The sequence below is a fragment of the Nocardia sp. CNS-044 genome, assembly GCF_059570515.1.
Map to the genome: position 1 here is coordinate 380,752 of NZ_JCANSX010000011.1, position 17,016 is coordinate 397,767.

At 66.4% G+C, this 17,016-nt stretch carries 20 protein-coding genes and 1 pseudogene; 7 read left to right on the forward strand and 14 right to left on the reverse strand.

The features are described 5' to 3' along the window. Window positions 1-45 precede the first annotated feature (45 nt). From T333_RS29960 to T333_RS29975, 4 genes are all read right to left on the reverse strand, one after another. Window positions 46-498 carry a VOC family protein gene (locus T333_RS29960; RefSeq protein ID WP_355001396.1) on the reverse strand — a complete coding sequence of 151 codons (453 nt, stop codon included), beginning with the start codon at window positions 496-498 and terminating at the stop codon, window positions 46-48. An 81-nt stretch (window positions 499-579) separates the two neighbouring features. Beyond that, complete coding sequence (locus T333_RS29965) at window positions 580-1,254, reverse strand: phytanoyl-CoA dioxygenase family protein (protein WP_355001397.1); 675 nt, start codon at window positions 1,252-1,254, stop codon at window positions 580-582. Between the two features lie 24 nt (window positions 1,255-1,278). After that, entirely contained in the window at window positions 1,279-2,328 is a 1,050-nt protein-coding gene (locus tag T333_RS29970; protein ID WP_355001398.1) for an LLM class flavin-dependent oxidoreductase, read from the reverse strand. Continuing rightward, the gene (locus tag T333_RS29975; protein ID WP_355001399.1) at window positions 2,328-2,840 is read right to left on the reverse strand and encodes an SRPBCC family protein; all 513 of its coding nucleotides are present in this window, start codon (window positions 2,838-2,840) and stop codon (window positions 2,328-2,330) included. The genes T333_RS29970 and T333_RS29975 overlap by 1 nt, the downstream gene beginning before the upstream one ends. Window positions 2,841-2,960: 120 nt before the next feature. On the opposite strand from T333_RS29975, the gene T333_RS29980 reads away from it, so the two are divergent. Beyond that, on the forward strand, window positions 2,961-3,521 hold the full coding sequence (locus T333_RS29980; RefSeq protein ID WP_355001400.1) for a winged helix-turn-helix transcriptional regulator: 561 nt from the start codon (window positions 2,961-2,963) through the stop codon (window positions 3,519-3,521). A gap of 46 nt (window positions 3,522-3,567) precedes the next feature. Here T333_RS29980 and T333_RS29985 read toward each other — a convergent pair whose 3' ends face one another. Next, complete coding sequence (locus tag T333_RS29985) at window positions 3,568-4,059, reverse strand: hypothetical protein (RefSeq protein ID WP_355001401.1); 492 nt, start codon at window positions 4,057-4,059, stop codon at window positions 3,568-3,570. Between the two features lie 93 nt (window positions 4,060-4,152). Here T333_RS29985 and T333_RS29990 point away from each other — a divergent pair, with 93 nt between their 5' ends. Both T333_RS29990 and T333_RS29995 read left to right on the forward strand, forming a co-directional pair. Continuing rightward, on the forward strand, window positions 4,153-4,758 hold the full coding sequence (locus T333_RS29990) for a TetR/AcrR family transcriptional regulator (protein WP_496426587.1): 606 nt from the start codon (window positions 4,153-4,155) through the stop codon (window positions 4,756-4,758). Between the two features lie 133 nt (window positions 4,759-4,891). Continuing rightward, the gene (locus T333_RS29995) at window positions 4,892-5,407 is read left to right on the forward strand and encodes a hypothetical protein (protein WP_496426588.1); all 516 of its coding nucleotides are present in this window, start codon (window positions 4,892-4,894) and stop codon (window positions 5,405-5,407) included. Between the two features lie 264 nt (window positions 5,408-5,671). On the opposite strand, the gene T333_RS30000 is transcribed toward T333_RS29995, so the two are convergent. The 3 genes from T333_RS30000 to T333_RS30010 form a co-directional block, all read right to left on the reverse strand. Next, window positions 5,672-6,424: an SDR family oxidoreductase gene (locus T333_RS30000; RefSeq protein WP_355001404.1), complete on the reverse strand. Its 753-nt coding sequence runs from the start codon at window positions 6,422-6,424 to the stop codon at window positions 5,672-5,674. 37 nt (window positions 6,425-6,461) lie between these two features. Next, complete coding sequence (locus tag T333_RS30005; RefSeq protein WP_496426589.1) at window positions 6,462-7,676, reverse strand: acyl-CoA dehydrogenase family protein; 1,215 nt, start codon at window positions 7,674-7,676, stop codon at window positions 6,462-6,464. Window positions 7,677-7,778: 102 nt separating this feature from the next. Further along, window positions 7,779-8,363, reverse strand: a complete 585-nt coding sequence (locus T333_RS30010) for a TetR/AcrR family transcriptional regulator (protein WP_355001406.1) — start codon at window positions 8,361-8,363, stop codon at window positions 7,779-7,781. Between the two features lie 115 nt (window positions 8,364-8,478). On the opposite strand from T333_RS30010, the gene T333_RS30015 reads away from it, so the two are divergent. Next, the gene (locus tag T333_RS30015) at window positions 8,479-9,324 is read left to right on the forward strand and encodes an alpha/beta fold hydrolase (RefSeq protein WP_355001407.1); all 846 of its coding nucleotides are present in this window, start codon (window positions 8,479-8,481) and stop codon (window positions 9,322-9,324) included. An 18-nt stretch (window positions 9,325-9,342) separates the two neighbouring features. Here T333_RS30015 and T333_RS30020 read toward each other — a convergent pair whose 3' ends face one another. Both T333_RS30020 and T333_RS30025 read right to left on the reverse strand, forming a co-directional pair. After that, entirely contained in the window at window positions 9,343-10,236 is an 894-nt protein-coding gene (locus T333_RS30020; RefSeq protein WP_496426590.1) for an SGNH/GDSL hydrolase family protein, read from the reverse strand. 135 nt (window positions 10,237-10,371) lie between these two features. Beyond that, complete coding sequence (locus tag T333_RS30025) at window positions 10,372-10,845, reverse strand: pentapeptide repeat-containing protein (protein WP_496426591.1); 474 nt, start codon at window positions 10,843-10,845, stop codon at window positions 10,372-10,374. A 272-nt stretch (window positions 10,846-11,117) separates the two neighbouring features. Between T333_RS30025 and T333_RS30030 the strand changes: the two genes are divergently transcribed. Both T333_RS30030 and T333_RS30035 read left to right on the forward strand, forming a co-directional pair. Continuing rightward, a complete protein-coding gene (locus T333_RS30030; protein WP_357247624.1) occupies window positions 11,118-12,026 on the forward strand; it encodes a phosphatidylinositol mannoside acyltransferase in 909 nt (302 codons plus the stop codon). A gap of 68 nt (window positions 12,027-12,094) precedes the next feature. Beyond that, window positions 12,095-12,199, forward strand: a pseudogene (locus tag T333_RS30035) (hypothetical protein); the annotation flags it as partial. Between the two features lie 2 nt (window positions 12,200-12,201). On the opposite strand, the gene ltrA reads toward T333_RS30035, so the two are convergent. The 3 genes from ltrA to T333_RS30050 all read right to left on the reverse strand — a co-directional run bounded on the left by ltrA (window position 12,202) and on the right by T333_RS30050 (window position 14,988). Continuing rightward, the gene (gene ltrA, locus T333_RS30040; RefSeq protein ID WP_496426592.1) at window positions 12,202-13,686 is read right to left on the reverse strand and encodes a group II intron reverse transcriptase/maturase; all 1,485 of its coding nucleotides are present in this window, start codon (window positions 13,684-13,686) and stop codon (window positions 12,202-12,204) included. Window positions 13,687-14,242: 556 nt separating this feature from the next. Then, a complete protein-coding gene (locus T333_RS30045) occupies window positions 14,243-14,491 on the reverse strand; it encodes a hypothetical protein (protein ID WP_496426593.1) in 249 nt (82 codons plus the stop codon). Beyond that, the gene (locus tag T333_RS30050) at window positions 14,488-14,988 is read right to left on the reverse strand and encodes a DNA-directed RNA polymerase subunit beta (RefSeq protein ID WP_357247621.1); all 501 of its coding nucleotides are present in this window, start codon (window positions 14,986-14,988) and stop codon (window positions 14,488-14,490) included. The genes T333_RS30045 and T333_RS30050 overlap by 4 nt, the downstream gene beginning before the upstream one ends. 222 nt (window positions 14,989-15,210) lie before the next feature. Here T333_RS30050 and T333_RS30055 point away from each other — a divergent pair, with 222 nt between their 5' ends. Further along, entirely contained in the window at window positions 15,211-16,389 is a 1,179-nt protein-coding gene (locus tag T333_RS30055; RefSeq protein WP_357247618.1) for a helix-turn-helix domain-containing protein, read from the forward strand. Between the two features lie 122 nt (window positions 16,390-16,511). Here the strand turns inward: T333_RS30055 and T333_RS30060 are convergent, their stop codons facing one another. After that, window positions 16,512-16,799 carry a hypothetical protein gene (locus T333_RS30060; RefSeq protein WP_355001414.1) on the reverse strand — a complete coding sequence of 96 codons (288 nt, stop codon included), beginning with the start codon at window positions 16,797-16,799 and terminating at the stop codon, window positions 16,512-16,514. Window positions 16,800-17,016 lie beyond the last annotated feature (217 nt).

Genomic DNA, 17,016 nt, shown 5'->3' on the forward strand with positions numbered 1-17,016 from the left:
GCTTCCCCAAGGGGTGAACGGATCACCACCTTGGTGGAACCGGATCTACGCGGCGCAGAACTCGTTGCCTTCGGGGTCTCGCATGACCCACCAGTGCCCGGCGGGTCCGTTGTCGAACTCGCGGACGCGAGTCGCGCCGAGCCCTTCCAGCCGTGCCACGAGACCCTCGAGATCGCCCGGCTCGCTATGCACGTCGATGTGCAGGCGGTTCTTGCCGGACTTGTCCTCGGGTACGTCCTGGAAGAGCAGCCGCCTGCCGCGCCCGACGCCACTGAGCGGATCGAACGGATCGTCGGGATGCCGGATTCCGGCGTAGCCGCGAAAGATCTTGCGGCCTCCGTGCTCCAGAATCGCCTCCTCGCCGAGATGGCCCGCGGCGAGCAGCTGCTCGATGAGAGCGCTGGGGTCTTCCACCTCGTACTCCAGGGCCGCGGCCCAGAAGTCCGCGAGGGCGGGCGCGTTCTTGCTGTCGATGACGAGCTTCCAGTTCAATGCCACGCGCCGGAAACTACACCGCCGGTACGACAGAAACGCGGCGCCAGGCCCTCACCGACACATCGAAGCCGAACCCGACTCCGGTCACGGTCGGTAGCGCCAAGGTGACAGGTCGAGGTCGGGGTAGCGCAACGCCATGCCCGCCAGAGTTTCGTCGGTCCAGAAGGCATGGCCGGGCGGCGGGAATCCGAAGAGCTGTAGCTGACGCGGGCTGGCGCGTTCGACGAACCGATACCAGGCGGGTTCGTGGCTGCGCAGCGCCCATCCGTAGCGCTGGCCCCACTCGTTGTCGGCGCGGCGGTAGCCCAGATGCATCGAGAAACGCGCGCCGCCCGGCCGTGCCATGCCGGTACCGCGGTGAAAGGTGCCCAACTCGAACGCCACCACCGTGCCGGCGGGACCGGCGGCGGAGACCTCACGTTCGTACAGGTCCGGTCGGCCCGGCCCGCGGAACCTCGCGGCCGGGTCTTGTCCGGACTCCCCATCCGGAAACCAGTTCGGTGTGGCGGCGATATCCCTTGTGTGAGTTCGCGATACGAGATGGGGAGGGCCCAGATCCTCGGGGACGTCGTCGAGAAAGACGAACATCTCGACCTGCTTGAAGGCCGGGGCGCTGCTCGGCACCAGCAGGGTGTGGTTGAGGTAGTCGCGGTGTAGATGCTGGTCGTAGTCCGCCGCACCGGTGTACTTCGCCCACGCCTCGGCCGTGTAGAGGCGTAAGTCGTTGCTGCCCAGCAGTTCCTCGGCCAGATCCGCCAATTGATTCCGAGCGGCTGGGGCTGCTCAGCGAGACGGTAAGGCGCGGATGATGTCGAGGGCTTGGCCGAGGTTGTCCAGGCGAGCGGCGAGGGTGTCCCCCGCGGGATAGAGGCGGACGGTGTCGACACCGGCTTCCTGCCAGACCCGCAACCGGTCGCGCACCATGTCGCACGTTCCGATGAGGGTGGTGGCCAGCACCATGTCGTCGCTGATCAGCGCCGCCGCACCGGCGCGGTCGCCCGCGTGCCAGCGCTCGTTCACCTCGGCGGCGATATCCGACCAGCCCTGCCTGCTGTAGGCGTTGTTGTAGAAGTTGGTCGTGCTGGTGCCCATCGCGCTCAGCGAGAACGCCAGCTCCAGCTTGCGACTGGCGAGCACTTCCGGCAGGTCCGCCTCGTCGGCGACGATGTTCACTTCCGCGCCTTGGCAGATGTCCAGATCGGCGCGGGTGCGACCGAAGCGGCTCAGGCCTTTGTCCAGATGGGAGAAGTACGCCTCGTCGGCGCCTTCCGGGACGAAGCTGGTACCCAGCCAGCCGTCGGCGATCTCACCGGTCAGTTCCAGCATCTTCGGCGACAGCGTCGCGAGGTAGATCGGCACCGACACCGGCTCCAGGGAAACCCGCATCGGCTTGCCCTGTCCATCGGGCAGCGGAATCGCGAATTCTCTTCCGCGATAAGCGATCTTGTCGCCGGTGAACACCTGGCGGACGATCTCGACGGTCTCGCGCATGCGCCGCAGCGGGTGGGCGAACGGTACGCCGTGCAGCCCCTCGATGACCTGTGGACCCGAGGCGCCCAAGCCGAGCAGGAACCGGCCACCCGACAGCTGCGCCAAGGTCATCGCGGTCTGGGCGATCGTGACCGGCGATCGGGTTCCGAGCTGAATGACGCCCGAACCCAACAGGATTCGTTCCGTGCGCGCGGCCAGATAACCCAGCGGCGACGGCGCGTCGCTCCCCCACGCCTCGGCCACCCAGCACATGTCGAGCCCGAGCTTCTCGGCTTCGACGACGAACTCGGTGATCGTGCGCCAATCGCCGCCGGTACCTTCCACGGTCGTCGCGGTGCGCATCACTTCTCCTGTTCGGCGAGCCGCTTGATGGCGGCGAGGTTGGTTCGGATACCGCTCTCGAATTCGCGCAGCCGCACGAAAACGATCTTCTGTTCCTTGTCGGGCATCGCCTCGATCGCGAGGCTGAGTCCGGACGGCGCCGGTCCCATCTGCGCTTCCTGGCGCAGTGTCGTCCCCGAACCGGTGGGCTCGAGCGCGAACCGCCACACCGACGACGGATGGGCGGGATCGCCTATCGCCCAAGCGAATCGACGTGGTCCGTCGAACTCCACCACGGTGCTGACCGTCTCCCATTCGCCCAGGGATGGATGGGCATTCCGGCCGACGAACCGGCGCCCGACGCCGGGACCGGTGGCCTCGTCCAGCCAGGACACGTCCTGCACCTCGGCGCTGAGCTGCGGCATCAGGTGAATATCGCTGATCAGCTCCCATACCGCGTTCGCGTCCGCCTCGATGTAGACCTCCGCGGCGACCACCGGCACGTCCGCATAGACCTGTCCGGTCCACTCCATTTCCGAACCCTTCCCGCTAGCCCCTCTGCCTCCATAGTTGCGTAGATAGACCCACTGCGCAAATGCAAAAGAATTGTTCTAGCTGCTGAGTCTCATAAATAGATCCGCTAGCATGGTCGAATGAGGCGTACCTCGTTCGCACACTGGCCCTGCTCGTTCGCGCGCACCATCGACCTGCTCGGCGACTGGTGGACCCCGATGGTCATGCGCGAAGCGTTCTACGGATTCCGTCGATTCGACGAGTTCCAGCAGGAACTCGGCATCGCCAGGAACACGCTGTCCGAGCGGCTGCGCCGACTTGTCGAGGCCGGATTGCTCGACAAGGTCCTGTACGAAACGCAGCCGCCCCGATGCGAGTACGTGCTGACCGAATCCGGGCGCGACTTCTACACCATCGTCGCCGCGATGACCCGATGGGGCGATCGGTGGCTCGCCGACAGCGACGGACCGCCGCTGGTCTTTCACCACGAGCCCTGCGGACACGACAGTACGGCCGAGGTGGTGTGCGGACACTGCCGAGAACCGATCGATGTCGACGACGTCGTCCCGCGCCCGGGCCCCGGCTACCCCGCCAAACTGCTCACCCGCCCGGATGTGCGGCGGAGATTCCACCTCGACGAATCCGGCGACGCCCGGCCGCACGACAACTCCGCGCGAACCGAGAACGCCACGACTCCATAACGCGCTCCGCCGGTCTCGCCTTGGGACGCCTGTCCGCTTCGGCGGACTATCGAGGCGAGCCATGCGCGCTGCGCCCGGAGCTTGCGGGACCGATCGCGTTCGCGATCGCGAAGCCGACGACGATCAACGTCGGAACGAGCAACACCTCGAAGCTCACCACCGGCCCGGCGCTGTGGTGCCCGGCATGCGCCGCCGCGCCGGGGCTCGTGCCCATCGCCGCGGCCATGAACGCGGGATCGGCGATGTACAGATACATCGGATAGCACACGGCGACGGTGACGGACAGACCGGCGGCCGCGATCACGCCCGCGGCGGGCCCGGCCGGAAGATGTCGCGACCCCCGCTGGATGACCAGCCAGGTCAGGACACCGGGAGCGAAACCCCATCCGAGGACGAACCAGGTCGCCATCAGCGTCTTGCGGGCCGGATCCTCGGCCATGGCAAGCAGGTCCGCGTGCCAGGCGAGCAGATCGAAGCACGCGCCGATGACCGTGAGCCGGACGCAGACGCCGAGGGTGTTGGAACTCGATTCCTCCATCGGGCTCAGTGAAACACGGCTTCTATGAATTATGCAATAGTGTATAAAACTGCGGGGCCTACTCGGCCCGCGCGTGACGTCGAAGGAGGGGCCGTGCCCAAGAACACCAGGGCGGCGATGATCCACAGTGCGGTGGAAGTGCTGCGCGAGCGCGGGGTCGGCGGCGTGACGATCGACGCGATCCTGGCCCGCAGCGGCTCGCCGCGTGGCTCGGTGTATCACCACTTCCCCGGCGGCCGAGCGCAATTGATCACCGAGGCCCTGGAATTCGCCGGGGACGCGATCGGCGCCATCGTCGAGGGGGCGGCCGCGGAGGGATCCACCGCGATCCTGCACGAGTTCGTGCGATTCTGGCGGCAGATGCTGCTCGACAGCGATTTCACCGCGGGCTGCCCGGTGGTCGCGGTGGCCGTCGGCTCCAACGACGAGGCGCCCGAACTGTTCGACAGCACGGCCGGAATCTTCCAACGCTGGTGGGACGCACTGCATCGGGCGTTCCTCGGCGAGGGTCTGGCCGAGGACGATGCCGGGCAGCTGGCGACCATGGCGATCGCCTCGGTCGAAGGCGCTGTGGTGCTGTGCCGGTCACGGCGCGGCCCGCAGCCGCTCGACGACGTCGCGCACCAGCTGGAACTCCTGATCGACAGTCAGCGCTTCCTCTCCCGCGCACGCCGCTCGACATCGACCGAGCGGTCTTAGCCGAGGATCTTCCGCTCGCTCCCTCTGGTCTATGCATTATGGTATGTGACATACTCTGCACCAGCCGTCGACCACCGCTCGACCGGCCATCCCAGCGACCCACTCGGCGTCGTCACACCACCGGCCCGCACCGGTGCAGATTCAGGAGTACTCAATGGCCACGATGCCGAATTTCGCCACGACCGCAGGACCGTCGATGTCCGAGGGTGAACGCCGAGCTCTCCGGACGATCAAGGTCTTCATTTCCCTGGGTTTCCAAGGGGAACTGTTGTTCTTGATCATCGGGTTGATCCTCTTTCCCGATAACGGCCCACTCGTATGGCGTTTGGTTTGGACCCTCGGCTTGTGCGGAATCGGCATGGGCGCGGCCGTCGGCGGCATCACTTACCTGATCGGCCACCGATTCCGCCCCGGCACCCGTGCCGCCTACCTCGTCACCGCGTTGTGCGCGGCAGCGGCATACAGCGTGTGCCAGACGCTGTGCTGGAGCCTGGACCACAACGTCGGCCTGAACTACTGGGGTTCGATCGACATGCCCGAACTGTTCTTGATCAAGGGCTACACCGCCGCGCTTCTCGGCGGCGTGACAGGCAGCTTCCTGCTGAATTCCGACCTCGGCACTCGCTTGCTCGATCGAGCGAGGATGTGAGCGGTTCCCTCGGAGGCTTACCCTCAGCTCCCAAAAAGCACTGAAAAACGAACCACCGCGCGGTCTTTCGACTGCGCGGTGGTGGCGTTTGCTTATCGAGGCGCCTGCTGAATGATCTTGCGGCACCGCCGATGCAGGTAGTTCACGGAGAGCCATAGCGTACGGAACGCCGGGTTGCGGGTCTGCTTGTGGTGGCAGCGGTGAGCATGCCGGGCAGGTGGCTTGGCTGGCGACGGGCGCGGACCGCACCGTGTTCATCGCCCATCAGCTGACCTTGGCGACGACGCGCAGCGGCAGAACCCGCATGGCGGCCGCCAGCGGCAAGCCCGGCCAGGCGGGGACTTTGGCCTGGACGCGTTCGGCCTCGATGGCTTTGACCATGGCCCGCACGCCTTTTCTGGTCGACACCATCAGCGGCGTGCGGCCCGCGGCGGCGGTCATCTCCGACTCGATGTACCCCGGGTACAGCGTGGTGACCGCGATCGGAGTGTCGAGCAGTTCGGCGCGGATCCCCTCGGCCAGCGCCGCGACACCGGCCTTGCTCGCGGCATAGGTGGTGAGATTGCGCGGCAGGCCCCGCATCGCGCTGATCGAGGAGATGACGACGAGGTGACCGGACCGCTGACGGCGGAAGATCTCCACTGCGGCCTCGCATTGGGCAAGTGCCGCAACGAAATTCGTCTCGGCGGTCTGCCGGTTCGCGTGGAAGCGGCCGGTGCCGATCGGCTGGCCTTTGCCGAGCCCGGCGTTGACGATCACCCGGTCCAGGCCGTCGAGGTCGTCGCGGAAGGCATGGAACACCTCGAAGACCGCGTCGTGGTCGTTGACGTCGAGTTCGCGCACGCTGACCCGAATGCCGGGGTGCGCGGCGAGCAATTCGTCGCGCAGCTGGTGCAGCCGCTCGACGCGGCGCGCACACAGCGCGAGGTCGCGTCCTTTCGCGGCGAAGCCGCGGGCCATCTCCTCGCCGAGGCCGCTGCTGGCGCCGGTGATCAGAATGCGCTGTCGGGTGGTCATCGACGATCCTCCTGAGGTTCGAATGTGTGCGGCCGGGTCACGCGCGGTACCGATACCGGGCGAGTTCGACACGGGCGACGACGCCGAGGTGCACTTCGTCGGGGCCGTCGGCCAGCCGCAGCGCCCGCGCCGCCGAGAGGAACCCCGCCAGCGGGGTGTCGTCGGACAGTCCCGCCGCGCCGTGCAGCTGGATCGCCATGTCGATCACCGAGTAGGCCATGCTCGGCACCGAGGCCTTCACCTGCGACAGCTCGCTGATCGCCGCCGCGGCTCCCCCGGTGTCCAGCAGCCACGCCGTGTGCAGGACTTGCAGCCGCGCCTGGTTGATCGCGATGCGCGCGTGCGCGATGCGTTCGCGGTTGCCACCGAGATTGATCAACGGTTTGCCGAAACCGTGGCGGCTGCTGGCCCGTTCGCAGGCCAGCTCGAGCGCGCGCTCGGCCATGCCGATCAGGCGCATGCAGTGGTGGATCCGGCCCGGTCCGAGGCGGCCCTGGGCGATCTCGAAGCCGCGGCCCGGTCCGGCGATGATCGCGTCCAGCGGCAGGCGGACGTCGGTGAACGACACTTCGCCGTGGCCGTAGGGCTCGTCGTAGTAACCCATCACCGGCAGCATCCGTTCCACCCGAACGCCCTCGGTGTCCAGCGGCACCAAGACCATCGAATGCCGTGCGTGGCGGTGCGCTTCGGGATCGGTCAGGCCCATGAAGATGACGAATCGGCAGTTCGGATGCCCGATTCCGGTGCTCCACCACTTGCGGCCGTTGAGGACGACGCTGTCGCCGTCCACGATCGCGGTCGCGCTCATGTTCGTCGCGTCCGAGGATGCCGCGTCCGGCTCGGTCATGCAGAACGCCGAACGAATCCGGCCCTCCAGCAGCGGTGTCAACCATTCCGCGCGCTGGGCGTCGCTGCCGTAGTGCACCAGCACCTCGGCGTTGCCGGTGTCGGGGGCGTTGCAGTTGAACACCTCGGGAGCCAGCAGCGAGCGACCCATCAACTCCGCCAGCGGCGCGTACTCCACGACCGACAGGCCCGCCCCGTACTTGTCGTCGGGCAGGAAGAGGTTCCACAGCCCCTGCTCACGCGCCGCGGCCTTGAGTTCCTCGACGACGGGCGAGACGACCCACCGGTCCGAAAGACCGTGCAGCGTGGCGAAATAGTCCGCCTCGCGCGGCGTGATCTCATTGTCGATGAACGTGCGTACCCGGTCGATGTAGTCACGAGCGACGGCTGAATGTGTGAAGTCCACGATGGCTCCTTGTCGATTCCCCCGATACGGCGACATTAGAACATTTCTAAGCAATGCTCAATAAGGCGCGCCTCGAAGGACTCGATGCAGGGTTCAGCGGTGTCAGTCTGCGGGCGAGCCGAACAGGCGGCCGAGGGCGTCGACGAGGTAGTCGACCAGATCCGAGGTGGCCACGTCGTCGTCGGCTTCCACGGCCATCTCCTCGGCCATCGCGAGCCAGCCGCGGACGGCGAGGCGCGTCATCGCGTCGGCCTCCGGACGCCCCATCGCGTGCAGGATCCGGTCGGTCAAGGTCGCGCGAACGTCCTGGAACACTTCCATGACTCGGTCGTCGCCGCCGCTGGCCGCGCGCACCAAGGCCACGTAATTGGCGCGACGACGCCGGATGAAGTTCACGAAGCCATCGGTGACAGCGTGCTCGCGCGTTTGCGACGTTCCGTCTTCGGGCACTTCGGTCTGACCGAGCATCCGGTCCCCCGCCGCCCGGACTACCGCGATGTAGTAGTCGCGCTTGGTCGGAAAGTAGTGGAACAGCAAGCCGCGCGAGATGCCGGCCTCCGCGGCGACCTCGTCGATGGCGAGCTCGTGGATCGGGCGGGTGACGAGCAGGCGCAGCCCGATGCCGATGAGCTGTCGGCGACGATCCTCGCTCCTCAAGCGGATGCGGGCGCTCCCGGACGCGGTCATCTGGCGAAGGTACCACCGTTGTGCAAAGCTCCATCCACTATTGAGCGTTGCTCAACCTGACGCTAGCCTGTAGCCCCGCGACGATGAGTCGACCGCTGACCAGGCAGGAGTCACTATGCCGACCAGTCACATCAATGGCGCCGAACTCGCCTACATCGACACCGGCCTCCCGCCGCGGCGGCCGCACGCGCCGACCATCGTGTTCGGACACGGGCTGTTGTTCGGCGGCTGGATGTTCGAACCGCAAATCGAGTCGCTGCGTTCGCGTTACCGCTGCGTCGCGATCGACTTCCGCGGCCAGGGCTACAGCGCACCGACGCCGTCGGGCTACGACATGGACACTCTCGCCGATGACGTGGTGGCCCTGATCGACCACCTGGATCTCGCACCGGTGCACTACGTCGGCGTGTCCATGGGCGGGTTCGTGGGGCAACGCATCGCCGCGCGCCGCGGCGAATTGCTGCGCTCGCTGACCCTGCTCGACACCAGCGCCGAGGCCGAGAGCGCCGTGCAGTCCGCCAAGTTCAAGCTGCTCGCCTTGGTCTACCGGCTCGCCGGAACCAGCCTGGTGCGCGACCGCGCCGCGAATCTGCTGTTCGGGCCGGTGTTTCGGGCCAGCTCGGCGGGTGAGCCGGTCATTGCCGAATGGGCTCGGCGGCTGAGTCGATCCGAGCGCGCCGGAATCCACCGCGCGATCATCGGTGTCGCCGACCGCCGCGCGATCCTGCCGGAACTGGACCGCATCGATGTGCCCACCCTCGTCGTCGTCGGCGCCGACGACATCGACACCCCGCCGGACAAAGCCAAGCAGATCGCCGACCGCATCAAGGACGCCACGCTCGAGATCGTCCCCAACTGCGGCCACACGAGCACGCTCGAGCAGCCCGAGGTGATCACCGAGCTGATCGCACGATTCGTCAAAACGACCGACGACGTCGCCGCGGCCCGCACCAGGCGCTGAGCCGCGTTCACGAAACCGCTACGCGCCCAGCGTCTCCAACACCCGCCGCGCCTGGTAGTCCGCCCCGAGCTGGTTGGGATGGAAAGGCACGGCGAGACCGGCCGGTGTGCTGGAGAACGGGACGAGCCCCTCTACCCACCGCACCCCGGGAGGTTGGCAGGCGTCGTGGCCGGTGCTGCCGGTGTGGGTGTCGACGAACTCCACACCGGTGGCCGCGGCGACGCGGGCGAGCATGTGGTTGAGCTCGATGAGCTTGTCGCCCAGCCAGATCGCGTCGGCGTCGGAAATGGGAATCTCCGGGAAGCAGCCGCCGGTGGTGCCGACGGCATCGAAGTAGTCCAGCAGCAGGATGCGGGCGTGCGGGGCGCGTTCGCGGATGCCAGCGATCGTCGCGGTCACCCGGGTGGCGGCGACGCCGATGGCCTCGGTCATGCGGTCGGTGTCACCGGTGATCATTCTGTCCAGGCACGGTGTCGCGGCGGGATCGAGCGTCAGGCAGGTGAACACGGACTTCGCCAGGGCGGCGTCGTTGCCGCCGATGCCCAGGGTCACCAGATCCGTGGTGGGAGTAAGACTGTCGAATTGGGGCGGGTTGCTGCCCAGTGCCGTGGCCTGCGGGCTCGTCATGTGCCGGGTCTCGGCGCCGCCGCAGGTGGCGTCGCGAAAGACCGGTATCGACAGCGCGGCGGCCACCTGCTTCGGATAGTTGAAGGCGCTCTGCAGGCAATTCACCGGCGCGAACTGTGTGCTGATCTGACTGCCTGTGACATCGGCCGCCCACGAATCCCCCAGCGCCACATACTCGGAATACCCCGGATCGGCCGCCGCCGGTCCGGCGGGCAGTCCCGCGGCCGCGAGGGGCAGCATCGCCACCGCGGCGGACGCCAGCACTGTACGCGTGGTCCCAAGCACTGTTTCTCCGCTCGAAATACCCGACCCCGTGTATGAATTGGACTAACGTCCAGACGGAATGTAGCACGGTTGTGCGGGCATGCGCCCGCCACCGCGGAGATCGGCTTCGGTAACGGAAAATTCGTCCCCTCGCTCTTAGGGATTGAGCCGGTATCGGCCGCCGCCGAGGGATCGAGAGCGGGAACGGACCTCGTCGGAATACTCGCCCCAGCGTGTCGCTTCCGACCACGTCACGTCTTTCGCCGTCGCGATGCCCGGAATCTCGGCCTCGGAGAAATCCGTTCCCGCCGCGTCGACTCGGGTCAGGTCCGCGCCGGTGAGATCCGCGCCGCGCAGATCGGCGTGGTCGAGCTGGGCGTGCGCGAGTTTGGCGTCGACCAATACCGCCTCGACCAGGTAGGCCTGGCGGAGATCGGCGGAGGTGAGATCGGCTCCGGTGAGATCCGCTCCGGGGAGCTCGACCCCGTGCAGTCTCGCGCGAGCCAGATCGGCGCCCGGCCGGATCGCCACTCCGCCGCAGACGATCAGCACGGTGCGTAGCGATGCCGCGCCGCGCCACAGCGCGGTGGTCGCGTTCTGGAGCAGCGTTCGAGGTGCAGCAGTACTCAATCAAGCCCCCTGCATGCGAGAAGTTAGCCAGCGAGTTCCGGCACGGCACACGGTGTGGCCGCCCGGGTCGTTCGAATTGTTCGATGGACCAATCAAAATCGGCGGGGTTCAGCGCAGATAGCCAGCTTATCGCTACAGTGTGACATGGAGGAAGCTCGACATGGCTTGTTCGACAGGTAATAGCTGTCGCGTCCGAATGTCCGTCGGGAAAGAGGATCCGGCGGTGTCACCGCTGTTTACGCATCCGAGTTTCGTATCCGAGAGGACACTTCGTGAACCCGAAGGACCGAGCCTGGGATCTCGGGTACGCGGCGGGCTGGCGGCTGGTGCGTTCCATGCCGCAGCGGTGGGCTGGCCGGCTGTTCGACATGGCGGCCGAGCGCTCGGCCCGTGACGGCGGACCAGACCAACTGCGGCGCAATCTGGCTCGGGTACTCGGCACCGCCCCGCACGAGGTGCCGGACGATCTCGTGCACGCGAGCCTGCGCTCCTACGCTCGCTACTGGTGTGAAGCGTTCCGGCTGCCGTCGATGGATCCGGTGCGGCTGGCCGAGACCATCGAATCCTCCGCCACCGGGCTCGAACACATCCACGAGGCGGTCGAGCGCGGACGCGGCGCGGTGCTGGCCTTGCCGCACAGCGGGAATTGGGACTTGGCGGGGGTCTGGATCGTGCAGCGGGTGGGTTCACCGACCGTCGTGGCCGAGCGGCTCGCACCGGAATCCCTGTTCCGGCGCTTCGTCCGGTTCCGTGAGAGTTTGGGTTTCGAGATCGTCCCGCTCACCGGTGCCGCGACACCACCGTTCGAGCACCTCACCGCGCGACTCGAGCAGGGGCGGATAGTCGGGCTGCTCGGTGAGCGCGATCTGTCCGGCAGAGGCGTGCCGGTCGCGTTCTTCGGCGAACCGGCCCGCATGCCCGCCGGTCCGGCCCGGCTGGCGATCGACACCGGCGCACCGCTGCTGCCGGTGCACTGCTGGTTCACCCCCGGCGGCTGGGGATTCCACGTCGGCGCGCCGATCGACACAACCGGCGGAGTGCGCCACACGACTCAAGTCCTCGCCGACCGATTCGCCGCCGGTATCGCCGCACACCCGGCAGACTGGCACATGCTGCAACGGGTATGGATCGCCGACTACACCGACGACGAACTCGCGCGCATACAGGCTCGCCGCGATTGACGGTCCGCCGCTGTCCATTCTCCGCCCGCCGCGGCACCGACTTCCGCTGAGTCAGGGTTCGAGATAGAGTCGGGTCGACCAAGGGCGCGGTGTCCGGATTGCTCCGAGCCCGTTTCCCTTGGCCGCCCGCCGAACCGGACGTGCGACTCTCACCGCATCCGGCTCTCCATGGACGTCATGCTCGTGAGAGTGTGTCGAGTTGTTCGGCCAAAGCGCTCCATGGTGTCGGGATCGTGTAACCCCGCCATCGGTATCGTTCGATGACTATTTCCGCGGGGTTATAGAGCACGGTCCCGTTCTCTGCTGGCCGGTAGGCCGGATACCTCGGATCGGAGTACCGGCGTCGGAGTTCCCGCCAGCGAACGCGCCTGTGTTTCATGTTCATCCAGTGCGCTACTTCTCGCCACATGTAGTGACCGAGGTAGCTGAATGTGTCAGAGGAAACACCGTGCCGGAAATACATACACCATCCCCGAACTACGAGGTTCAGGTGTTTGAGCATCTTCTCCAGCGACACATAGGTTGTCGATCTGCTGGTGATGCGTCTGACCTTCCCGACGATCGAAGCCAGCGACTTCTTCGACGGATAGGTGTAGATCACCATCTTCTTCCGGTTCGTGCCTCGCTTCGCCCGGCGCTGGATGCGCCAGCCGAGGAAGTCGAACCCATCATCGATATGCACCACACGAGTCTTCTCCGGCGACAGGGACAGCCCCATTGGCCGTAGAACCTCGGCGACCTCGATCCTGGCCTGTTCGGCATGGTGTTGTCCGCCGTTGACCAAGACCACGAAATCGTCCGCGTAGCGAACGCATCGGTAGGTCGCTCCTCCGGTCCGGCGCAGGTATTTCCGTCGTCCACGCGGGTCTTTATAGCCCGAGACGTCGGCATCCCACTTGTGTTGATAGTGGTCATCCAGCACCGACAGGGCGATATTCGCCAACAGCGGCGAAAGAATCCCGCCCTGCGGAGTTCCTGTGTGAGAATCCCGGCTCACGCCCTCCTCAGTAAGGATTCCCGCTTTGAGGAAGGCTTTGACCAGGGCCATGACACGCTTATCGGCGACTCGGCCACGAACCCGCTCCAGCAGGGCCGAATGGTCGATCCGGTCGAAACACGCCTCGATATCCGCCTCCAGCACCCAGTGATAACCCCGGGAACCGAATTGATGGATCTCAGCGATCGCGTCCTGAGTGCGTCTTCTCGGCCGGAACCCATAGGAACTGGGTTGGAACCCGGCTTCGAAGATCGGCTCGAGCACCAACTTCAGCGCGGCCTGAACGACACGGTCCGCTGTCGTCGGTATCCCCAACTGGCGCTTCTTCGATGGACTACCCGGTTTCGGAATCAGCTTCTCACGCACCAGCTGCGGACGAAACGCCCTCTCCCGCAGCTCGATCCGCAATCTCGATAACAGTTCTGTCGACTCTTTCGGGATCGACCGGGGTGCAACCCCGTCGATCCCGGCACTCCGACCGCCCTTGTTACCGTGAACCCGCTCCCAAGCGTGCACCAGAAACGCCGGATCACATATCAGATTATGCAGATCATCGAACACCCGACCCGGATCCCGGGTCGCCCACAAGTACAGTTTGGCCTGCATCCGCCGTACTCGCGACCAGGCTTCATCGAAACCCGGCCACGATTCACTCGAATTCACGAATGACTCCGTCCATTACAGTCCCACGCTGTTGACATCCACTGGGGTCCTTCGCCATGTACCCGGCTTTCCCGGGCTCGGACTACTACGACCCCTCCGCCCCACCACGTTCCATCAGCCGACGACGAGCCTGCCCATCGAAAATCGTTGGCCACGACCACCAATGGGCGAAACGAGATGGTTCCCACGTTCACTGCTATCCATTCGGGACAGGAGGCGGCCGGCTTTGCTCCAGCGGCCTCGCCACGGCTACGCCGCAGACTTTCACCGTGGCCTTCCCCTCCGACAAGGCCATCTGTCAGGGAAGTTCCCCGATCCGAAAAGGCGATCGGAGACGCACCGCAAGCCAACCCATATCCACCGAGTTGGAGTTGGCACCCGAACTTGAGGAGCTTTACGGCACCGGTTCCTCTCGTCCACCTCTGTCCCACGCTCACCGGACCCGCACCATTCGGCGGTGCTGGCACGTCCCGACTTTGTCAGGGCTGCTTTCCGCCCTCCCCGGCGTCTCCCGGATCAGACTGCCCTCAGCTACAGCAATCGTGCTGCGACACAATCACTTCGGAGTCATTCCACCTCCAACATGGATAACAGCGCCTCGTGGCGCACGCCGCTCGTTCGGCAGCCGCCGGAATCCGTTCACGGCGGCATCGACGGTCACCGCGTCGACGTAGTGCCGGTCGCGGTGCTCGGCGACGAACACCAGCGCGGCGGTCAGGCACGCGACGAAGTCCATGCGCACTCCGTGCAGGAACACCGAAAGGTGCACATCCGGCTCCTCCGGTCGCGGTGAGACGGTGCTCATCGCGAATGCTCGCGGAGCGAGGTCGCGCACCTGTGCGCTCCGGAGAGCACCGCACGGCCGGAAGGGCGGAACGTCGAGTGCGCGGCGGTGATCCACCCGCGATACTCCGAGCCCTGATCGGCAGGTGACGGCAACGCGATTCGATCACCGTTGCCCAGCACCGTGATTCGGCGACTGCGAGACAACGCCGCTTGCGCCGCGACCATGGTTGCCGGGATGTCCGAGCGCACGAGGAATGTCCACGTGCGGGATCGGGGGTGGGTGACGATCGGCCCGCCGCCCTGTTTGGTGGTTTCGAGGTGGAATTCGACCGACTGTCCGAGTTCGGAAGGCATCTCGATCGCCCACACCATGCCCGCGGTGAAACTGATCCGCCCCGTGTCGGGTTCGACGACCGCGGGCAGATCGCACACCGTACGGTAATAGGCGACCCTTGAACGCGGTGTATCGGCGCCGACCCGCGCGAACGGATCGGTGCTCGGCGGGGTGTCGTTCACAACCGCCTCCTGACCACTGCGTCGAACACACCCATTCGGAACCCCCTTGTTCACTCGACATATGAGGAGCGCCCGCCGCCGGGAACTGATGGGGGCACCGCATCGACCCGGCGGCGGGGCCAGGTATCAGCTTGATGGTTGGGATGTGTTCGAAAGGCCAGTGCAGGGACAGGTTTCGAGTAGTGCGGGGCGGTGCGGTGGGGATCGATCTACCCTCGAGGCATGGGCCAGCACGCTGGGGAGCGGATCGCCGCGGAACGGAAAATCGCTGGGCTGAGCCAGCAGCAGTTGGCCGGTCGGGCCAAGTACAGCCTGAGCATGGTCAAGGCGGTCGAGCAGGGGCGTGAGGTGGCTTCTCCGGGGTTCATCGCGGCGGTGTGCGGCGCGCTCGGCATCGAACCCGAGCGGCTTCATGGCAATCCCTATGTCGAAACTCTCGCCGAAGACGGTCCGATCGAAGGGCTCGCCGAGTTGCGCACGGTGCTGGCCGAAGGCGCGTATGTCCGAGCGGTCGAGCCGCCTTCTTTCGAGGAGCTGTCCGCTGGCCTTGCCTCCGTGGAGGTGGCCCTGCGCAACGACCGCACCCGTCGTGCCCTGGTACTGCTCCCCGCTCTGATCCGGCAGTTGTACGGCGCGATCCACGCCGCGCGAAACGACCGGGACCGCGCGAAGGCGTACAAGATGCTGTGCGCGGCGTATATCGCCGCCGAGGGGGCGTGCGGCAGACTGGGCTACTCGTCGTTGACGGCGCTGGTGCTGGACCGGCTGGATTGGGCGGCATCCCACGCCGACGATCCCGCCTATGCCGTCCGCAGTCTGATCAAACGGTCGCGCCTTCTCATGGCACACGGAGCGACCGACGTGGCGATGTCCCTCGTCGATCGTGGCCTGGCTCTGGTTCCCGGTGACAGCGAGGCGGAGAAAGTCCTTCGCGGGTACAGCCACCTGCGCGGGGCGATCGTCGCCGCACGTGCACGACGCCTCGATGACGCGCGGACCCATATCGGTGCGGCACGGCGGATCGCGAGCCCGATGGCCGGGGAAAGTGCGCTTTATACGACGGATTTCGGCCCGGGGAACGTCGAGGTGCACGCTTGTGCGGTCGAGCTCGAGGCGGGCGATCCTGGCAAAGCGGCGCGTGACGGTGCCGCCTTGGCCCTTCCGTCCGATATGGCCGCGCCGAGGGCGGCTCACCACTGGCACGACAACGCCCGCGCCTGGCTGATGACCGGCAAACCCGATCAAGCCCTGGCCGCGCTCAACAAGGCCCGTGCCGCTGCGCCTCAGCAGACGCGCCTGCATCCGTCCGTGCGGGAGACTTTGTTCGGCATCGCCGCAGCGCAGCGCCGCCAGACCGAGAGCCTGGTCGGCTTCGCCTCCTGGCTCGGCGCGAGTCTCTGAGCCGTCAGCGCACCAGGCGATCCAGCGCTACCTCCGACCCCGGAGTGCTGCCGCTGGTGCGGGCAGCTCCCGGGGTTGCTGGTGTGGTTCTCCTGGGCGCGTGCCGGACGGCGGCGCGGTGATCAGTAGTAGTAGTAGTTACCGTAGGCGTCGTAGTTCTCGGACGATGTGCCGGGCGTGAGGTTGGTCTGGCCACCCGGGGTCAGGTCGGTCTGGCCGCCGGGGGTCAGATCCTGCTGGCCGCCACACACCAGGTTGGGCCAGGAACAGGTCGGCAGGCTGGGGTCCTGCTCGGCTTGGGCGACGCCAGCCGTCACCAGGCCGGCACCTAGCAGGGCGGGTGCCGCGGCGATCGCCAGGGCGCGTGCGAAGCGGTGGGTGCGGCGGGTCGAGCGCTGGTCGGTCGTCATAAGGGCTGCTCCTTCGTGTTGTTCTGGCGGGGCGGTCCCGCTGTCGTTGTGACGGTGTCCAGCCTGCTCGACGCTGGCCTGCGCTGATAGGACACCCAGGGTGCGGGACGACGCCCCCTCCTTGTGGTTCGAACCCACCAAGGTGGGCTTCGGTTCGGAGCTCGTGTGGTTGAAAAATCGACTACCCGTGACAGTTGAAAACGCGATCAGACCGGCA